The organism is Thermogutta terrifontis (assembly GCF_002277955.1).
Lineage (GTDB): Bacteria > Planctomycetota > Planctomycetia > Pirellulales > Thermoguttaceae > Thermogutta > Thermogutta terrifontis.
The window spans coordinates 4,352,099-4,371,026 of record NZ_CP018477.1 but is presented as its reverse complement, the minus strand read 5'-3'; the positions used below and the strand labels follow the sequence as shown (position 1 = coordinate 4,371,026).

Here is an 18,928-nt window from a genome sequence, read left to right as displayed (position 1 = left end):
TCTTACCTGCGGATTTCATGGCGAGCGTCGCCAAGAAACAGCGCAGCCCAGTGATGGGGTTCACTGGGCCGCGGAGGTTTAGGACCAGGCCGTTATCGATTCCGGTTGACCGTTCAGATGGTCCGGCTGTCGAGCGGCTTGGGAGCCACCTGTGCGGGTTTCACGTCCACCGGCTTGGGATCGCCCTGCGGGGCGGCACAGGCATCGCAAGCCGGGGCGCAGGCTTCTTGAGCCGTCGGGCAGCACACTTTCCGCACGGGGCAGCACACCTTCACCGGCACCATCTCGCAGACGACTCGCGGGACGCAGCGGGTGACCGTGCAAGGCACCACCTTCTTCACCCAACGCACCTCGTACACGGTCTTGGTGCAGGTTACCGGCTTCCACACCCGGCACGGAACCCTTGGTCACGCAGGTTGTCGGGACCAGTTTGCACACTTTGTAGCAGACTGTCTTGATCCGCTGTTCGGGAACCATCCTGCACACCTGATACGTGCAGGTCTTGACCCGCTGCTCAGGCACCAGCTTGCATACCTGATAGGTGCAGGTCTTCTCCTCACGGACCCAGCGACGCACCTTGTAGCACACCGTCTTCACCCGCTGCTCGGGCACCATCCGGCAGACCTGATATGTGCAGGTCTTCACCCGTTGCTCGGGCACCAGCTTGCACACCTGGTACGTCCGAACCCGCTGCTCCGGCACCCACCGGCATACCTTGTAGGTGCAGGTCTTGACCCGCTGCTCCGGCACCAGCTTGCACACCTGATAGGTGCAGGTCTTCTCCTCGCGGACCCAGCGACGCACCTTGTAGCACACCGTCTTCACCCGCTGCTCGGGCACCATCCGGCAGACCTGATATGTGCAGGTCTTCACCCGTTGCTCGGGCACCAGCTTGCATACCTGGTACGTCCGAACCCGCTGCTCCGGCACCCATCGGCATACCTTGTAGGTGCAGGTCTTGACCCGCTGCTCCGGCACCAGCTTGCACACCTGATAGGTGCAGGTCTTCTCCTCGCGGACCCAGCGACGCACCTTGTAGCACACCGTCTTCACCCGCTGCTCGGGCACCATCCGGCAGACCTGATACGTGCAGGTCTTCACCCGTTGCTCGGGCACCAGCTTGCACACCTGGTACGTCCGAACCCGCTGCTCCGGCACCCATCGGCATACCTTGTAGGTGACCGTCTTCACGCACTTTTCCGGCACGAGACGGCACACCGTATAAGGAACCTTCTTTACGCAGGTCTCGCGGACATACCGCACGGTCGTCACCGGGCATTCCTTGACCTCCGGCACCCAAACCCGCTTGCACACCTTAACCGGCGGGCACTGGACGAGGACCTTCTTCACACCACCGGGAGAGTAATAGGCGCGACAACTGGTGGCATCCCACTTCCATTCACCGGGTTCCTGAATGCACTTGGTGACGACGGGGCCCGGTTTCTCGACAATCTGCGTCTCCCACCGGCCAGTGCACACTTTCACCATCTTCGTTTCGTACACCGGCTTTAAGACTGTGTAGCAGACCTCACGGTAGCAGGTTTCATGAACCCGACGATACACCGTGTAACAGATGTCCTTGGTGCAGGTTTCCCACACAGGCTTGCAGACGGTGTAGGTGCATTGACGGGTCTCATACACCGGCTTGAGAACGGTGTAGGGAATTTCCTTGGTCACCGTCTCATACACCGGCTTGAGAACCGTGTACGGAATCTCCTTCGTGCAGGTCTCCCACACAGGTTTGCACACCGTGTAGGTCCGAGTCCGGGTCTCCCACACGGGTTTCATCACCGTGTAGCAGATTTCCTTCGTCCGCGTCTCCCACACAGGCTTCATCACTGTGTAGGTGCATTGACGGGTTTCATACACCGGCTTGAGAACAGTGTAGGGAATCTCCTTGGTCACCGTCTCATACACCGGCTTGAGAACCGTGTACGGAATCTCCTTCGTGCAGGTCTCCCACACAGGTTTGCACACCGTGTAGGTCCGTGTTCGTGTCTCCCACACGGGTTTCATCACCGTGTAGCAGACTTCCTTCGTCCGCGTCTCCCACACAGGCTTCATCACCGTGTAGGTGCATTGACGGGTCTCATACACCGGCTTGAGAACGGTGTAGGGAATTTCCTTGGTCACCGTCTCGTACACCGGCTTGAGAACCGTATAGGGAATCTCCTTCGTGCAGGTCTCCCACACAGGCTTGCACACCGTGTAGGTCCGTGTCCGTGTCTCCCACACGGGTTTCATCACTGTGTAGCAGATTTCCTTCGTCCGCGTCTCCCACACAGGCTTCATCACTGTGTAGGTCACCTGCCGGGTCTGAGTTTCCCAGACGGGTTTCATCACCGTGCGGGCAACCTCTCGGTACTGAATCTCGGGAACGTATTTGGTGTAAGACACCTGACGAGGTTCGACCACCCGCTCAAAGCACGTCTTATACGTGGTGATTTGCTGGGTCTCGTACACCAGCTTGCGGTGGGGTTTCAGCACCGTGTAGCATTGCTGGGGCGCACAGCCCACATCCACAGCGCAGGCCGTGGTCGCGCGGGCCAATCGCACGGCACCGCAATAACCGGCCTCGACACGTGCCGCTGACCAGGCGACCAGAAGGGCCGCCATCAGCGGTATAACGCCAAGCCTTTTCATGTCATCCCTCCTTTTGGTAAGTCCTTGCGGCGGGTGTGCTCTGGGATGGCAGACGTCCCTGTTTGGGTTTTCGGCATCGTGAGGTAACAACCGTTAGGCCATCAGAAACGCTCCAACGATCGTCACCCGCGTCCTCCTAAGCACAACCGATACAACTGGTAAATTTCCCTCGATTACCGATTCAGCGCATTCCCATGTTGGTCATATCGGAAAACTAGAGCGAGAAGTTAATTTAACCCGGCTGGATAATCAGATTATCCTGAAGAACGATCGTCGAAAGATGAGTTTGGGGCACTCAGGACAAGAAAGATGTCCGGATAAGATATCCCTTACATACGATGGGCAAGCAGGACCGACGGAATAATTAAGACCGCCCCAATTTGGCGGGAATGAGCCGCCTGCGACTGACAACAAAGGCAACCCTCAGCGAACTGCCCGCATGAAGGCGTTATCCGTTTGACTGCGCCGCCCGCCGCTGACGGCGTTCCTCGCGTGCCCGCTTTTGCTCCTCGGCGGGGAGCACGTGAAAACGAATGCGGAAAACCTTGCGCTCACGGAGTTGCTCTTCCGAATAAATCCGCCGAATTTCCGTTCGAAGCCCCTCCGCCGTTGCAAAGCCGTCCGGAATGGCATCCTCATCGGTTAGATCTTCCAGGGAAACCGCCTCCACCTCGTCGACTTGGATATACCCCACCCCCGGAATGTAGCTCCTCTGTCCGGCCCGCATGTGGCGAAACTTCCATACCCGAATTGTTTGCGTCTTGCGACCAGCGCGGATGTCGGCAAGGAATTTTTTCTTAAAAAGGAGCATGGGCTTCCTGATCACTTGGGTGCAAGGATGATCATCGTAATGAGGCCGCCGACCACCAGAATCGCCGCCCCAACGGCCAGCCTAACCCAGAACAGCGCCGCCCGCCGCTCTGCAAGCTCGATCTCCCGCCGCCGCTTTTCCTGGTACTCCTGACTTGCTTCGTACGCCAGATGAAAGACAGACTGGCAAAACGGGCACATGGCGTCAGTGCCCAGCATCTCGCGGGGCGTTTCCAACACATGCCCCTGAGGGCATACGATATGATAGACCTCCGGGACGGCTTCGGACACCGCAGGAGCGGCCTCCGCACTTGCTGAAGAAGTCGCCTCCCGCTGCGCGGACGACCACTCAAAGCCGTCTTCCCCTGGTCCCGCGGCAGTTTCCGCCGAAGGCCCAGATGCGGAAGTAGGGAGACGCTGCCAGTCTATCGGGCCGGGGACCGAAAAGCCGTCCTGGGAAATGACCGGCGATGGCTCGCAAAGTTCCGGTTGTTCATGGACGGGGCCCAACGGGTCCCCACGACCAACTTCGCGTAACGACTTGGGCGACGGTATGAGCATCGCCGTCCCACAAAAGGGGCACGCGGCGGCCTGGCCTGCTTGTTCGACCTCGGCCTCCAGGATATGGCCCTGAGGACAGAAAAACCGAAAGCCCATCTCGTTCTCTTCCGCAACGCTCAACACGGACAGCCAACCCGTTGCGACAACCTGTTTGCATCTTAGCCCAAGTTCACAGGTCCGTAAACGACGGATGCGGAAAGACGCCCCTTTTGCAGAGAAGTCAGAGAAGACTCCAAACCATCCGTTGCCAACAGCGATTCCCCTTCAACCGAGTTTGCGAACCACCCCGATGACGACCCCCAATACCCGAGCATTTCTTACAATGATCGGCGACATGTTCTTGTTGGCCGGGACCAGCTTTGCCCCACGCTTGGTGGGATACCAGTATTTCAGGGTGGCTTCATTCTCGTCCGTCAGGGCAACAACAATGCTTCCTGGTTCGGCGACATCTTGGCGGCGCACAATGACATAATCTCCGTCCGCAATCTGCGCTTCAATCATTGAATCTCCCTGAACACGGAGCACGAACAGATCGCCGTTCTTATTGTTAAAAAGGCTCTCAAAGTCAAACGTTTCAGCGTTTTCAATCGCCTCATGAAGAAGACCGGCAGCAATCCGCCCTACCAGAGGCAGGCCCGAACGCTGGGAACGCTTCCCAGTTTGAGCCCCCAATCGTCCAAGTTCCGCCACGCGAATGGCACGTGACCGGTGCGGATCCCGCACGATAAATCCTTTCGCCTCCAAGGCGCGAAGATGCCCACGCACCCCGTTGGGCGAGCGGATATTGAACTCGGCGGCGATTTCCCGGACTGTCGGAGCATATCCGCGTCGTTCAATGCTGGTCTTAATAAAGTTGAGAATCTCGCGTTGCCTTTGTGTTAATGTGTGTTGAGTTGACCCTGTTGGATTCATAAGTGTGCCTCGCGATTGACCCCCACCGTCGGCCCAGCCGCCCCACGGCTTGGTTAGCGATCGAAATCACCATGAACCGCGCTTCCGGCAGATCTGCAATATCGTTGGCCCGGCTCCCAGAAAAACTGTCCTGGTCAAAATTTACACTGAACCTTCTTCGTGTACAAGTGTACAATGCAGCCGGCGGGCGTCAAGTGGGGCCGAACCTGCACGGAGCCCGTCGCGATGTTCCCAGTTCGCGTAACTCGTCGAAGTTACGAAGAGACTGGAAAAAGGCATTCCTCACAAGAGCCACCGCACTTGATCAGTTTTGCCTTTTTTCTTCACGGCATTCGCATTTGTGAATAGCGTATGTTGAGTCTGCTGCGAACTCTTTAGTTGTGAAACGCCGCTCGACGCCGGTTTGGTTGTGAGTAGTGCCCTTTCCAGTTGAACAGTTTCGCGCGTTTTAGGCTGCCGCGCGGCGGGCGGATGGGGCGTTTCTTCGGAGGGACGATCGCCAAGGCTCGACGGCTAGCACGCGGCCGCCGTTGCACCAGGCCAAATACCTCCGGATGGCTTGCTGCTGGCTACTGACTTGGTCGGACAATTGTCGTCTCATTCTATGGAGCTCTTGTCGCTCGCAGCAGGCGATCAGGCGAACATCAAGCTTGTCCATTTTCCGGCCTCCACGTCATTGAGAGACTTTTTGAACAACCTGACGTGGAGACCCTTTTTGTCTAAACTCCGGGAATTCTCCAAGACCAATTCTTGCCCCTACCAAAAACGCGAAACTCCCGAATTGGAAGGGGCGCTAGTCGGGTCCGTCAGTCAAAGTTGGATCATCCATTCACTTTCACCAGGGACTGAAGTCCCGCGCTGAAAGCGGGGCTAAAGCCCCGCACTCCATGGAGTGCAGCGATTCATCGCCGCTTTTTGGGTGAAGGCTTTAGCCTTCACAACCGTGCCGTTGGCGGTGTTTTGCCGCGACCACGACAAGCGTCCACCGGTAGGGGCAATTCATGAATTGGCCCTACACCGCCAGAGGGACCTTTTCCGGAGGGACCCGCTTGTCGGGTCCGACGAACACCGATTGATTACCCATCCCTTCTCACCGGGCACGACAAGCGTGCCCCTCCGACCTTTTTCCGGAGGCACCTGCTTGTCAGGTCCATATCTCCGGAGGGACCTGCTTGTCAGGTCCGTTTGTCAACGTCCGATCATGGATTCCGTTTCAGCGGGGACTGAAGTCCCGCGCTGAAAGCGGGGCTAAAGCCCCGCACTCCATATGGAGTGCGGCGATTCATCGCCGCTTTTCGGTGAAGGCTTTAGTCTTCACCACCGTGCTGTCCGCCCGGCTGGCACGACAAAGACCGGTCGGGGGCACCCGATCATCTAATCCACACACATCTAATCCACACAACGGAGGGACCTGCTTGTCAGGTCCCGTTTTTCAGGATGAATGATCCGTTTCATTTCATCGGGCACGACAAGCGTGCCCCTCCGAAGGACGTTGCCCGCTTAGCGAACACGATAAGGGTTCACCGGTACGGGCGATTCATGAATTGCCCCTACCGGGGTTGGTAACGTCACGCGCACACGTGACACCGGGCACGACAAGCGTGCCGCGTGGCCCGTGCCCTCGTGCCCTCCGTGGTCCGTGGCCCGTGGCCGGGCTCGGAGAGGTGGGGTTGTACAACGACCGGCATGCGGGTAAACTTTATTGTGAAAGTCGCGAGAGCGGCGGTCTCCGTTTGGAGGCTTTGTTTTGTGGGGGATTAGCTCAGTTGGGAGAGCGCTTGAATGGCATTCAAGAGGTCAGGGGTTCGAATCCCCTATCCTCCATCAAGTGTTGTTGCGGCAATAAGTTACGACGCGATTTGAGCTGCATAACGTCGCAATTGAGCAGGTCTTGCGGTCCACTTTTCATTATTTTTCCACTCGGTGCGGGAACGCTCTTTGCCCTATTCTGTTCCCTTTAAACATTCGGCCCCTCTCTCTGGCGATGCGCACACTACCTTTAAGGTGGGAGTTCAACGACGGCAAAGGAAGCCGCACGTCCGGACGGCTGTGTTCACGAGGCCCGGCGGTGGATTCCGCCTCTCACCTAGCGGCTCGGCCACGCTCTCTCCGGCACCGAGGAAAATGTTGACAACGGGGCTGACGAAACCGTACAGTGGACCTTGACGGACCACTTGAACACGGTCCGGGATATCGCGAAGTATGATCTGGGCAGCGACATGACGACCGTGGTCAATCATCTCGTCTACGACGCCTTTGGCAAGGTGACGTCGGAGAGTAATCCGGCGATTGATAGTCTCTTTTTATTCACGGGTAGACCATTCGATAGTGATACTCAACTGCAGAACGACCTCAACCGCTGGTACGATGCTTCGGTTGGCCGCTGGCTGAGCGAGGACCCGATTGGGTTTAACGGCGGTGATGGGAATTTGTCACGCTACGTGAAAAACCGGATAGTACAGCGTGTCGATCCCTACGGGTTGCAGGATTTGTCGGCTGGGCCCGTGATCAGGGCCCGCGCGGAAATTGTTAATTGGAACTGGTTCTGGTGGGACACGGTAGAGGTCCAGCTCAAGCTCATTGCATATGCAACCTGCGACGAACATGGAAATGCAAGTTATTCGGGAGGTACGACCTGGGTAGCTCAGAACGCTTGGGACTACGCTTGGCCTGGCGTTATAGTGGCCAATACAATTCGCTTGCCCAGTGGACGCCAGGGGGTGGAGGTGACCTGGTACGACGGACGCGCTCTCGAAAACGACGGGCCATCCTGGGAAATTGCGACAACTGTGAGTGGTGTATTGGCGACGATTTTGACCGTATCGGCGCCGCAAGGCGGGCAGTTCGTGGGGACAGGTGTGGTTTTCGCGGGGCAAGTTATCGGTGGGGTCGGGGAACTCTTCTTCGACGTAGAGGGTTTTTGGATGTTCAAGTGGAAATGGTTAGTCTGGTGCGAATGCGTGTCGCTGGGAACATCCACCGTGTGGCTGCCGCGAGCGCAGGCCTCGAAACCCATAGAGTGGCTTTCAACTAATAGCTGGACATATAACTACTATACCAGATATATCACCGAGCATTAAGCGAGGATGTATGCTTCGGCATCCTGAAGAGGACTGCTGCGATGAACGGACCGCGCAGGTTTGTGGACGAGCGGACGCGTAGCGTGCTGGCAAAAATATGCATATGGTCGATCACAGCCACGAGTTGGATGTTGTGGACAAGACGGTTCCGCCCCATTGGTATAATATGCACAGCCATATTAACTATCGCATGCTTAGTACTGATGTGCAACACTTGGCACTTGCTTCGAAAAGTTGTCTGTGTGATTGGCTGGATTATCGCTATAATATGGTTTCTTGCGTTCATCTTGGACGAATTGGGACTGATCGGACCACCCTGGTAGTGGCGAAGAATTTTTGCTTTACGCGTCGCTTGTTTCAATGTGCCGCTGCAACCCGTAATGTCCGGCGGCGGAAATGAGCACTTCAGCCACTTCAGGGGGCCGACCAGAACCGTCAACGAACGATCGCGTTCAGCTATGACCTGGTCGGGCAACTCACCAGTGTCGACGACGTCGAGGCTGACTACACGTACACTTATGATGCCCTGGGCCGGGTGATCACACTGACCCACAGCATCGTGGGGCTGACACCCATGGTGACCTTCAACCAGACCTATGATGCGGTCGGTCGCCGCACCGAACTGAAAACCCAGGTCAATGGCACGGCCGAGTTCGTCAACCAGTGGACCTACGACAACCTTGGCCGGGTAATACGGATCACCCAGGGTCCCCAGCCCGGCGGCCGGGCCGTGGCCGAAAAGCGGGTCGACCTGGCCTACGACGCCGCCGGACAGCTCGTCTCCCTCACCCGTTACGCCGACCTGGCTGGCACACAGCTTGTCGCCCAGTCCGACTACACCTACGACCAGGCCGGGCGACTGCGGGGCCTCAGCCACTTCCGCGGCCAGACCACCTTTGTGGAATACACCTGGAACTTCGATGCCGCCAATCGCATGACGCAGTACATCAACTCGGTGGACGGCACGGCCGACTACACCAGCGACGCCACGGGCCAGCTCACCGCCGCCGACTACGACTACCAGAGCGACGAGAGCTACCAGTACGACGCCAACGGCAACCGCGTTACCGCCAATGGTAGCACTTACACCACCGGCACCAACAATCGGCTCCTCTCCGACGGCACCTACCGCTATCTCTACGATGCCGAGGGGAACCGCACGCACCGGTTCATTGATACCAACGCCAATGGGCAGCTCGACGCGGGCGACACCGACATCACCCAGTACACCTGGGACCACCGCAACCGGCTGACCAAGGTGGAGCACCGGTCCAGCTACGCCGCGGCGGTCGATCATGTGGTCGAGTACGCCTACGATTACGCCAACCGCTGGGTTTACAAGCGGCTGGATGACGACGGCGACGGCCATGCCGAGCAGCGGCGGATCTTCATCTACGATGGTAACCAGATTGTCATGGATTTCTGGCGTACCAACTCGGGCGACATGCAGGTGGGCCACCTGCGGCAGCGTTACCTCTGGGGTCCGGCGGTGGACCAGATCCTGGCCGAGGAAGCCGTTGACGGCGGTACCCCCGACCTCGTACAGTGGACGCTGACGGACCACCTGAACACGGTTCGGGACATCGCGAAGTACGATCCGGGCAGCGACATGACCACCGTGGTCAATCATCTTATCTACGATGCCTTTGGCCGGGTGACGTCGGAGAGTAATCCGACGATCGATAGTCTCTTTTTATTCACCGGTAGACCGTTCGATAGTGACACCCAACTTCAAAATAACCTCAACCGCTGGTATGATGCCCGTGTCGGCCGCTGGCTGAGCGAGGACCCCATCGGTTTTGACGGCGGCGATGGGAATTTGTATCGGTATGTTGGGAATAGGGTGCTCGAGGCGATTGATCCGATAGGTCACTGGACATGGCCGTGGAACTGGTTTAGACCTTCTCGCCCACCGTTTCCGCAATCGCCCCCACCGCTTGTACCACCACCAAATCCGAAATTAATTCCTCCCGGAATGAGCGCGACGGAACTAGCCCAGGCCTTCGGTTATTGGTTGCGGCGCGCAGGGAGTTGGCAAGCTGCATGTGACGCAATCCATGATGCCATGTTTTGCGAGCAGAAATTGAGCGGAAGTAGGGCGCGGTTTCTCCAAACTCTTTTCGCAGTCTACTGTGCTTCAGTACCGTGGGTTAGGTGAGGAGGGTGGCACCGTGCGCTGGGTGGATAGATTAGAAAGTTGCACAGGTCAGATAGCAACAGGTGAGATTCCGGAATTGCCGGAGGTGAAAGTAGCTAAGCGATTTATTGAGGAGCAAATTCGGTACAGGCCGAAGCATATGAGACTTCCTCACAAAGGTATGCGATTCCGGTCTTTGTCAGACGTGGCTTTAAAGACACTCGTGTATTTTGACTTGTCTCCGGATGGCCGCGCCCTTTTTTCGATGCCGATTAAGGACTATATAGTGAATCCCTCGATCGTACTCATCCTGCCCTATGAGCCAGACCATAGTATTTCGGTAGCCTGCAGGTTGATACCGGAGAAATATAAGGAACTCGAGTGCCACGTGGTGGAGAAGTCGATGCGCGACGATCCAAACTATCTGGGGTATGCGTTTGCTGTGTCTTACGAGCAACTCCATATTGATTTTGAATGGCTAGGCAAAGTCGAGCCGACAGATGATGATGTGAGAAATGGTTGACGAATACTTCTAATCGCCACATTACAAGAAGTAAGCGAACACTTGGGCGAGTAGAAAAACGTTGATTAACGAATTGATTCGGCGAACATTTGGTAGAGTAATTTGTAAGAGGAAGGCCGAGTCAGATTGGCTGTTCCTCTTCACTGCCCGGCCCTTCGATGCCGACACTGGCCTACAGAACAACCTCAACCGCTGGTATGATGCCTGTGTCGGCCGCTGGCTGAGCGAGGACCCCATCGGTTTTGACGGCGGCGACGCGAATTTGTATCGGTATGTGGGGAATAAACCTACAGGCTTTCAAGACCCAACCGGTTTGAAGCAAAGTCCGTGTCCATGCGGTGAAGGATGGGCGCAGATTCGGGCTGTCGGTCCCATCAATGCGTGGATCGCCAACAGGCTTTCGCACCAAGCGATTCGGGAAACGCAGCGAGTCGCCGAGCGCCTACCAGGTGGACCGGACGGACTGCATAATGGCCCAGCAGATGCATTTCGGCACTGCTATTGGTCGTGCCTCATGTGTAGACGGCTTGGCCAGGACGTGGCGAAACGAATTGCAGACGTCCATGAATACTGCGCGCGAGATGATCAGCCAGCTGCCGAAGAGGCGATGGATCAGTTCAACAATGCTGTGGGAAGGAAGATTGGTAAATCTGCAAGATCGGACGAAGACTGCTCGCGCGGGTGCGAAAGCGCAGTTCATGAAGGCCGCCTTCAGTTATCGCCTGGAGGGACACCACCCGCGAACAGCTACGAACGCTATTGATCGGAGCAGATGGCGATGTGGCCGAAAGGCTTGTATCTTAGGGTAACTGGTCCACTGACATGGAAAGGCGTTGTCTGCGCTGTTGTGCTCTTTGCAGTCATCGCGTTTGCTGTGTTGTTGTTCCTCAAGTGGCAATACGCGAGCGGCGTTTCCGTGACCCTTCAAAACGACTCGGGAAAACCGATCCAGGATGTGGTGCTTTCCTACACCGGAGGTCGCACCTGTTTGCCATATCTGGCCGAAGGGTCGCGCGTAACGACACGTATTAACCCTTCGGGTGAATCACATCTGGAGGTCGATTGGGTCGACCCGGGAGGAAACGCATACCATCGGGTAGTTGACTGCTACTTCGAGCGAAACTATAGCGGAACCTTGGACATAACTATTGGTCCGGCAGGTCGCATAACTTACGTAGATAGCATTGAAGGCCCCTACGAAAAGCCGTTTCAACTTGTGGAGGACGTCATCAACACCCTCTCGCTTCCACCGTTCCTAGTTTGTTGGTGATCTGGAAAGGGATAATAGGCAGCCCAACGGCAACCGCGTTACCGCCAATGGTAGCACTTACACCACCGGCACCAACAATCGGCTCCTCTCCGACGGCACCTACCGCTATCTCTACGATGCCGAGGGAAACCGCACGCACCGGTTCATCGACGCCAACGCCAATGGGCAGCTTGACGCGGGCGACACCGACATCACCCAGTACACCTGGGACCACCGCAACCGGCTCACCAAGGTGGAGCACCGATCCAGCTACGCCGCGGCGGTCGATCATGTGGTCGAGTACGCCTACGACTATGCCAACCGCTGGGTCTACAAGCGGCTCGATGACGACGGCGACGGCCATGCCGAGCAGCGGCGGATCTTCATCTACGATGGCAACCAGATCGTCATGGATTTCTGGCGTACCAACTCGGGCGACATGCAGGTGGGCCACCTGCGGCAGCGTTACCTCTGGGGCCCGGCTGTGGACCAAATTTTGGCCGAGGAAGCCGTTGACGGCGGCACACCCGACCTTGTACAGTGGACGCTGACGGACCACCTGAACACGGTTCGGGACATTGCCAAGTATGATCCGGGCAGCGACATGACCACCGCGGTCAACCATCTTATCTACGACGCCTTCGGCAAAGTCACGGCGGAGAGTAATCCGACTACTGATAGTCTCTTCTTATTCACCGGTAGACCATTCGATAGTGACACCCAACTTCAAAACAACCTCAACCGCTGGTATGATGCCCGCGTTGGCCGCTGGCTGAGCGAGGACCCCATCGGCTTTAGCGGCGGCGACGGGAATTTGTATCGGTATGTGAACAATCGGGCGCTAATTGGGATTGACTCCAACGGTCTTGACGGACCATTCTACCATCCAAGCGTAATGCGCCCGCGTCCGATCCAACCAGTCTGGGAACCAACGTTTTCACCCCACGCCTTCTCACACGCCTACGATGTCATTAAGTCGATATGTGAGAATTGCCACTGTATCCAGTGCACGAAACAGCAGTGTCGCAATGAAGCGGTGAGGATTGCTCGCGTTTTCGTACGCATCTTTGACGTCATGCGGAGGCCCAACCCTTGGTTTGGCCACTACCGCCATGGGTGGATGTGTTATCAATGGCAGACAATCGTGTTTGAGAATCTGTCACCTATTGTGCAAGCTGGTAGTTGCTTTTGGATAGAACGGGTTGGGCTGGTCGAAGGTGAGGAGTTGACCCACAATTGGATTGCTCTTTCCGCAGTTCCTCCGGTGGAAGAGCAGCAGAGGTTTAGCCCAGCTCCAGCAGGATGTTGTACTGTGTATCTTGATCCGTGGAAGGGAGGAGAAATGGGTGTCTACGCCTCAGAGCCGCAGGCCCATCCCCTACACAACTATCTTGTCACGGACCTGACGGAGCTTATTTCAGTGGGCGTGATTAGCGTAGGTGGCATCTATTTACCGCAACCGGGTATCCCGGCTAAACAGGAGTACCTATCCAAATGCTTCGACTGGCCGATATGGCGACGCTAAACCCAAAGCTGATAAAAGTCGTTTGGCGTCTGCTCCCTATTGCAGTGCTTGGGGTAGGATTAACGTACATTCTTTGGACTGCAAGATGTATTATCCGTGAAACTCCATTCAAGCGGCGGTGTATTGCCCACCTGATGCTGATCAGGTCTAGTTTGGACTGGTATAGGGAGGAGAATGGTGGCCGTTTGCCGCCTCCTGTCGTTGTGGGTCCGAACGGCCAGGTTCACAGTTGGCGGGTGCTCCATCGTGAGTGCCGCCGGCGCGGGTACCGCCTGGAAGAGGCATCGGATAGCGCCCATAACCGGCAGGTTCTGGAAGAATTTTATAAAGACAGATGGCACTATTGCTATTGGGACAAGCTGGCCAGCAAGGATCCGAACCAGGAGATTACCTCGTACGTGATGCTTGTGCGGGGTAAGGATCCAAGGTGTTGGGATCCAAATACGCTTCCGCGCACCGCTGTTTTGATCGTGGAATCCGCCGGATGCGGCATTAAGTTTCCCGAACCTCGCGATTTACTGTATGAAGCCCTCTGGAAAGGGGAGTCACCCTTCGGGCCTGGAAAGCTCTATGCCGGTCACAAGTATGTGCATGCGCTGCGCGTTGATGGAGCGATAGTGCTTATCCCACAGAATCTCCCCAAGGATAAGCTGCGTCTGGTGTTAGATGGCATCCCAGTAGACGGCGTCGAGGTTTCGTCGCCAAGGTAGTTCAGATTCGCCGCACGTGAGGCAGCTGCTGAGGTTGGATGTTCATGGCAAATCGCCAGGCGTTACGCTGGCAACCAGATTGTCATGGATTTCTGGCGTACCAACTCGGGCGACATGCAGGTAGGCCACCTGCGGCAGCGTTACCTCTGGGGTCCGGCGGTGGACCAGATTTTCGCTGAGGAAAATGTTGACAACAGGGCTGACGAAACCGTACAGTGGACCTTGACGGACCACCTGAACACGGTCCGGGACATCGCCAAGTATGATTCGGGCAGCGACATGACCACCGTGGTCAACCATCTCATCTATGACGCTTTTGGCCGAGTCACGTCGGAGACTAATCCGACGATTGATAGTCTCTTTTTATTCACCGGTAGACCATTCGATAGTGACACTCAACTTCAAAACAACCTCCACCGCTGGTACGACGCTACGGTCGGCCGCTGGCTGAGCGAAGACCCAATCGGCTTTGCCGGTGGCGACGGGAATTTGTATCGGTATGTGGGGAATGTGACACAGAGCAGAGTCGATCCCCTTGGGTTACAAATCGCTATTGAATTGCCGCCCCCGCGGCCTAAACCAGGGTGGTGGCCGGATTGGTTATTCTGGCCATACGACGAGGAAGGACAGCGAAAGTGCTTCGAATCTTTTGATCCTTCGGATTTAGTGTGCCCCATCGCGGGGGTTACTCGCAAAAAGGCCTTAGAGACTATTTCGGGGCTTTCGAGACGGATCGAAGAACACTTTGCGAAAATTGCAGACGAACGGGCCGGAGCTCCTGTTATCAACCATTGCAAAAAGCGAGGTCGTGGGATGGATAAAACGAATAGAGAAGATGTTGCCGTGTGTGGGAAAGAAAACGGCGAAGGAAATGGAACCTCAAATCAAGCTCTGGAAAGAACAACTAGAAAAAATCGGCACGGAGAAAAAAGTATGAGCAGAAAACAGAAATTAGAAGCTCTCTTGGCTCGCGCGTTTGAAATAGGCGAAGATGGGAAAGAAGATGCAGACTTTCGAAAAAAGCAAGCTGATTTCGTTTTCCACATGACTGACTGGCTTTCGGATTTGGAAACGCTGTATAACTTGGTGAGAAACCCCGAAGCGTGGGATGCCGAGCAAACCCGTGATTTCTTGATCGGGTTTCTTATACATGTGATCCCACACCTGACTACTGCTGGCAAGCTCCTTGTCGGCGAGATACCAAATCCGTTTGATGATTCTGCTACAGAATTTTAAGATGGGATAGGAGCTTTGATCGCGGGCGACGATGGTGGTCAACCATCTCATCTACGACGCCTTCGGCAAGGTAACGTCGGAGAGTAACGCGGCGACAGGGAATGTTTTCTTCTTTAAGAACTGATCATTATTTGTCAGTAACAGTCGATTATTAGTCACGGGTAGACCGATCGATAGTGACACCCAACTGCAAAACAACCTCAACCGCTGGTACGATGCCCGGGTTGGCCGCTGGCTGAGCGAGGACCCGATCGGCTTCGCCGGCGGGGATGGGAATTTGTATCGGTATGTGGGGAATAGGGTGCTCGAGGAGATTGATCCGATAGGTCACTGGACATGGCCGTGGAACTGGTTTAAACCTTCTCGCCCGCCGGTTCCCGTGGAACCGCCCCAATTGATTCCGCCATTTAATCAGATTCCCGCCGGCGAAAATGCACTAAAGATTGCAAGAACCTTTTCTCATTATTTTCGAGCACATCGCACTTTGGGAGCTGCATGCGAAGCGGTTTGGAAGGCGGCATTGCTGGCAAGGTTGAACCAACGATGTGGAGAGGCCAAACATCTAGAAGCCGTGTACGCATCGTATTGCGCGGGAATGCCTTGGGGACTTGGCTAGCGTGTTGAGAGGCTGTTGGCATGTTACCACCATTCGCCTTTCGATTGGAACAGTCATTTCGAGATCAGGGGTGCGAAGGCGATAAGGAGTATCAAAGTGCAATACCCGAGGTGCAACGCATGCGCGATATTGTTCAGCAGGCATTTTTAGCCAAGTCCCGAGACATCCCGCTGCCTAATAAGGGGCAGCGTTTCAAGGCGGCCCAGGATGTTGATGTCACCGCGGTAGTGTACTGGCAGCATGAAATGTGCCCAACGCTGCTTATTCCGATTACAACCGAAGCATACACATTAACAGCCGGAGAGATTGTTATCCTACCTTACCAACCCAATCACCTGCACAGCGTGGCGTGCACTGTGATTCCCGAACGCTACGTTGAATTAGAGAGGGAAGTGGTCAAGCCAGATTTTCGTTTGGACAAGCTGTACGTTGGATACGCGTTTAGTGTTTGGTATGACACGTTGTACTCGCAATTCTTATGGTTGTAGCCGGTTTGACCTGGGCGCAACTGTTGGAGCAGACTTTTTCCGACCGTAGAAATTATCATTTAAATGGCGATTTGTGGAGTATTACTGCTGGTTTGGACCGGCGCCGGGTTGCTGGTACGACCATGCAAACTGCTTGGTCCGGAAGCTGGCCGACCTCAACGGGGACGGTGACTACGAACAGAAACAGAACTTGGCCTATGACGGCAACCAGGTGGTGATGGACTTTCGGCGGACGGGCTCCGGGCTGGTTCAAACAGGTGATCTGGAATGGCGTTATCTCTGGGGTCCAGCGGTGGACCAAATTTTGGCCGAGGAAGCCGTGGACGGCGGCACGGCGGATTGGGTACAGTGGACCTTGACGGACCACTTGAACACGGTCCGGGACATCGCCAAGTATGATCCGGGCAGCAACATGACCACCGTGGTCAATCATCTCGTCTACGACGCCTTCGGCAAGGTGACGTCGGAGAGTACGCGGGGCTTCGGTGGGAGGTGATCAGCGACGAATAGAAGAAGACCAGGGTTTGGTCGAGGACGGGGCCATCACCTCTATCGCGCATCCCAGTCTGGTTTTGGTCAGCGGACGCTCGTTCGTTGCCATTAGACCCACAAAGGGCTTTTCCCCGCGATTTCGGTTTTAGCCTGGGTGAACGTTGGCTGGCTTGTCTTTTCCAGGGACGGTTTGCTGTCAGTCGGGCAGTTCTTTCGCAGTCGAGTTCGAAATTCCCGTCACCTCTTGGGCGCCTGGAGTGTATACTTGGTGACGGCTCTCTTATGGCGGAAGTGATGAAAAAAGGTCATGGCATGATGATGCACGGGCGCCGTATTTCCACTCGAGTGATTTGGACGCTCATCCTCGCGGGATGGGGGGTATCATTCCCCCTTTGCGGGACGGCCGGTGAACTGGACTGGCGGCTGGTTCCGAAAAGTTGGCGGTGGATCGTGCACATTGACGTCGATGCGATTCGGCAGTCGCCTGGCGCGGGACGGGTTTTAGAACGCTTCTGGCAGCGAAGTCCGAATCGGGCGGAAATCGAAGCGGCTGCGACGCTTGCGGAAGCCGATCTGAGAAACGATCTGCACGGGGTGACGTTCCTGGGGCTGAGTTTCGATCCAAAGAAGGGCGCTGTCCTCGTCCGGATGAAAGTGAACCAGGAGCGGTTACTCGGTTTTATCAAATCCAACCCAGAGTACGCCACCCGCACTGTGGCGGGAATTACTGTCCACCGATGGCACGATGCGGGCGAAAGGGCCTTTCTCCATGGATGTTTTCTCCCCGGCGATTGGATTGTCCTGAGCCGGGAGGGTGATCTGGTGGACGAAATCGCGACGAGCGCGGCGAAGGAGGGAGTTGGAAGCGGTGATCCGTTCTACCAGGTACGTCAGGGTACGTATCTTCAGATTCACGCGCGGAGCATGGACCAGCTTTCGGTGCAGTTCATGTCTCCGCTCATTCGCCGCAGTCGGCGATTGACCGCGGCGCTGGGAGAGCATCAGGGGCAGGCATTTGTTCAGGCCACGTTTGAAGTGGAAGGGGCCGACATCGCCCTCAATGTTCGAGATGCGCTGGTGGGACTATTGGCCATCGGCAAGCTCCATTACGCGGATGAACCGCACTATGTGGCGCTCATGGATCATGCCAAAGTTTTTGCCAGCGAGAACAGGACCACGCTGGTTTGGACGGCCCCTACAGACGATGTTCTGGACGTGCTGGTGAAGCTCGTGCCCTGGTTGGGGGAAAAATAATGAGGGGTAACGGGGGTGGTCCAATTGAGAAACGGAGGCGTGCGGAGGTCGAATTTGGTTCAAAGTTCTTTCGATGAGTGGTGATGAGTCACTTCGATTGCTGACCGACGAGGAGCTCGTGCAGCGAGCCAAGCGGGGCTGCACGCGCAGCTTCGGCGAGCTTGCACGTCGGTACCAGGTGCCCATTCGACATTTTCTGCAGCGAAAATGCGGAGTTCACCAGGATGCCGAGGATCTGACGCAGGAAACATTTCTGCGGGCGTTCAAGAAGCTTTGGTCGTTTCGGGAAGGGGCTGAATTTCGGCCGTGGATTTTCACAGTGGCCTATCGGGTGGCGCTCAACGTTCTGCGGCGGCGCCAGTGGCAGTCGCTGACAGAGGGTAGCGTGCCCACGGTTCAGCAGGCGCGTTATGGAACGGGCATGGAAAATGAGGAGCAGCGCGATCGACTTTGGGACCGGGTCCAGAGTGTGCTGACTCCGCTTCAATTTACGGTCGTGTGGCTATTTTACGTGGAACAGATGAGCGCTCGGGAGATCGGCGTTATTGTCCGGAAGTCAGAGGGGGCCGTGAAGACGATTCTTTGCCGAGCGAGAAAGATTCTGCTCCCCCATCTTCAGGAGTTCACGGCCACGTTTGAGGACCGAGAGGAACAACCCAGTCGTCAGGTAAACAACAGGCGGGTTTTGTAAC

At 56.2% G+C, this 18,928-nt stretch carries 17 protein-coding genes and 1 tRNA gene; 13 read left to right on the top strand and 5 right to left on the bottom strand.

Annotation, left to right across the window (positions count from 1 at the left end):
• Positions 1 to 78: 78 nt before the first annotated feature.
• The 4 genes from THTE_RS16220 to lexA form a co-directional block, all read right to left on the bottom strand.
• Positions 79 to 2,643 carry a hypothetical protein gene (locus THTE_RS16220; protein ID WP_095416419.1) on the bottom strand — a complete coding sequence of 855 codons (2,565 nt, stop codon included), beginning with the start codon at positions 2,641 to 2,643 and terminating at the stop codon, positions 79 to 81.
• Positions 2,644 to 3,091: 448 nt separating this feature from the next.
• The gene (locus THTE_RS16215; protein ID WP_095416418.1) at positions 3,092 to 3,454 is read right to left on the bottom strand and encodes an ASCH domain-containing protein; all 363 of its coding nucleotides are present in this window, start codon (positions 3,452 to 3,454) and stop codon (positions 3,092 to 3,094) included.
• 11 nt (positions 3,455 to 3,465) lie between these two features.
• On the bottom strand, positions 3,466 to 4,137 hold the full coding sequence (locus tag THTE_RS16210; protein WP_157732177.1) for a hypothetical protein: 672 nt from the start codon (positions 4,135 to 4,137) through the stop codon (positions 3,466 to 3,468).
• A gap of 141 nt (positions 4,138 to 4,278) precedes the next feature.
• Positions 4,279 to 4,926 carry a transcriptional repressor LexA gene (lexA, locus tag THTE_RS16205; RefSeq protein ID WP_095416416.1) on the bottom strand — a complete coding sequence of 216 codons (648 nt, stop codon included), beginning with the start codon at positions 4,924 to 4,926 and terminating at the stop codon, positions 4,279 to 4,281.
• Between the two features lie 1,751 nt (positions 4,927 to 6,677).
• On the opposite strand from lexA, the gene THTE_RS16200 reads away from it, so the two are divergent.
• From THTE_RS16200 to THTE_RS16175, 5 genes are all read left to right on the top strand, one after another.
• Positions 6,678 to 6,750 (top strand) — tRNA-Ala (locus THTE_RS16200).
• Positions 6,751 to 7,088: 338 nt separating this feature from the next.
• Positions 7,089 to 8,006 carry an RHS repeat-associated core domain-containing protein gene (locus THTE_RS16195; protein ID WP_095416415.1) on the top strand — a complete coding sequence of 306 codons (918 nt, stop codon included), beginning with the start codon at positions 7,089 to 7,091 and terminating at the stop codon, positions 8,004 to 8,006.
• 535 nt (positions 8,007 to 8,541) lie between these two features.
• The gene (locus tag THTE_RS16185) at positions 8,542 to 10,164 is read left to right on the top strand and encodes an RHS repeat-associated core domain-containing protein (protein ID WP_095416413.1); all 1,623 of its coding nucleotides are present in this window, start codon (positions 8,542 to 8,544) and stop codon (positions 10,162 to 10,164) included.
• A gap of 13 nt (positions 10,165 to 10,177) precedes the next feature.
• Positions 10,178 to 10,666 carry a hypothetical protein gene (locus THTE_RS16180; protein WP_095416412.1) on the top strand — a complete coding sequence of 163 codons (489 nt, stop codon included), beginning with the start codon at positions 10,178 to 10,180 and terminating at the stop codon, positions 10,664 to 10,666.
• 61 nt (positions 10,667 to 10,727) lie between these two features.
• A complete protein-coding gene (locus THTE_RS16175) occupies positions 10,728 to 11,429 on the top strand; it encodes an RHS repeat domain-containing protein (protein ID WP_095416411.1) in 702 nt (233 codons plus the stop codon).
• A 466-nt stretch (positions 11,430 to 11,895) separates the two neighbouring features.
• Here the strand turns inward: THTE_RS16175 and THTE_RS16170 are convergent, their stop codons facing one another.
• Positions 11,896 to 12,207, bottom strand: a complete 312-nt coding sequence (locus THTE_RS16170; protein ID WP_095416410.1) for a hypothetical protein — start codon at positions 12,205 to 12,207, stop codon at positions 11,896 to 11,898.
• Here THTE_RS16170 and THTE_RS16165 point away from each other — a divergent pair, their 5' ends adjacent.
• The 8 genes from THTE_RS16165 (at position 12,208) to THTE_RS16130 (ending at position 18,927) form a co-directional block, all read left to right on the top strand.
• Positions 12,208 to 13,440, top strand: a complete 1,233-nt coding sequence (locus THTE_RS16165) for an RHS repeat domain-containing protein (RefSeq protein ID WP_095416409.1) — start codon at positions 12,208 to 12,210, stop codon at positions 13,438 to 13,440.
• A 185-nt stretch (positions 13,441 to 13,625) separates the two neighbouring features.
• Positions 13,626 to 14,150: a hypothetical protein gene (locus tag THTE_RS16160; protein ID WP_168175878.1), complete on the top strand. Its 525-nt coding sequence runs from the start codon at positions 13,626 to 13,628 to the stop codon at positions 14,148 to 14,150.
• 159 nt (positions 14,151 to 14,309) lie between these two features.
• Positions 14,310 to 15,386 (top strand): RHS repeat domain-containing protein, encoded by a 1,077-nt coding sequence (locus tag THTE_RS16155; RefSeq protein ID WP_157732174.1) that lies wholly within the window; start codon positions 14,310 to 14,312, stop codon positions 15,384 to 15,386.
• A gap of 169 nt (positions 15,387 to 15,555) precedes the next feature.
• Positions 15,556 to 16,002, top strand: coding sequence for an RHS repeat domain-containing protein (locus THTE_RS18730; protein WP_095416406.1), 447 nt, complete (start codon positions 15,556 to 15,558; stop codon positions 16,000 to 16,002).
• Between the two features lie 20 nt (positions 16,003 to 16,022).
• The gene (locus tag THTE_RS16145) at positions 16,023 to 16,490 is read left to right on the top strand and encodes a hypothetical protein (protein ID WP_157732173.1); all 468 of its coding nucleotides are present in this window, start codon (positions 16,023 to 16,025) and stop codon (positions 16,488 to 16,490) included.
• Positions 16,491 to 16,563: 73 nt separating this feature from the next.
• A complete protein-coding gene (locus THTE_RS16140; RefSeq protein ID WP_095416404.1) occupies positions 16,564 to 16,986 on the top strand; it encodes a hypothetical protein in 423 nt (140 codons plus the stop codon).
• A 278-nt stretch (positions 16,987 to 17,264) separates the two neighbouring features.
• Positions 17,265 to 18,236 (top strand): hypothetical protein, encoded by a 972-nt coding sequence (locus tag THTE_RS16135; protein WP_095416403.1) that lies wholly within the window; start codon positions 17,265 to 17,267, stop codon positions 18,234 to 18,236.
• Between the two features lie 73 nt (positions 18,237 to 18,309).
• Positions 18,310 to 18,927: an RNA polymerase sigma factor gene (locus THTE_RS16130; RefSeq protein WP_095416402.1), complete on the top strand. Its 618-nt coding sequence runs from the start codon at positions 18,310 to 18,312 to the stop codon at positions 18,925 to 18,927.
• Position 18,928 lies beyond the last annotated feature (1 nt).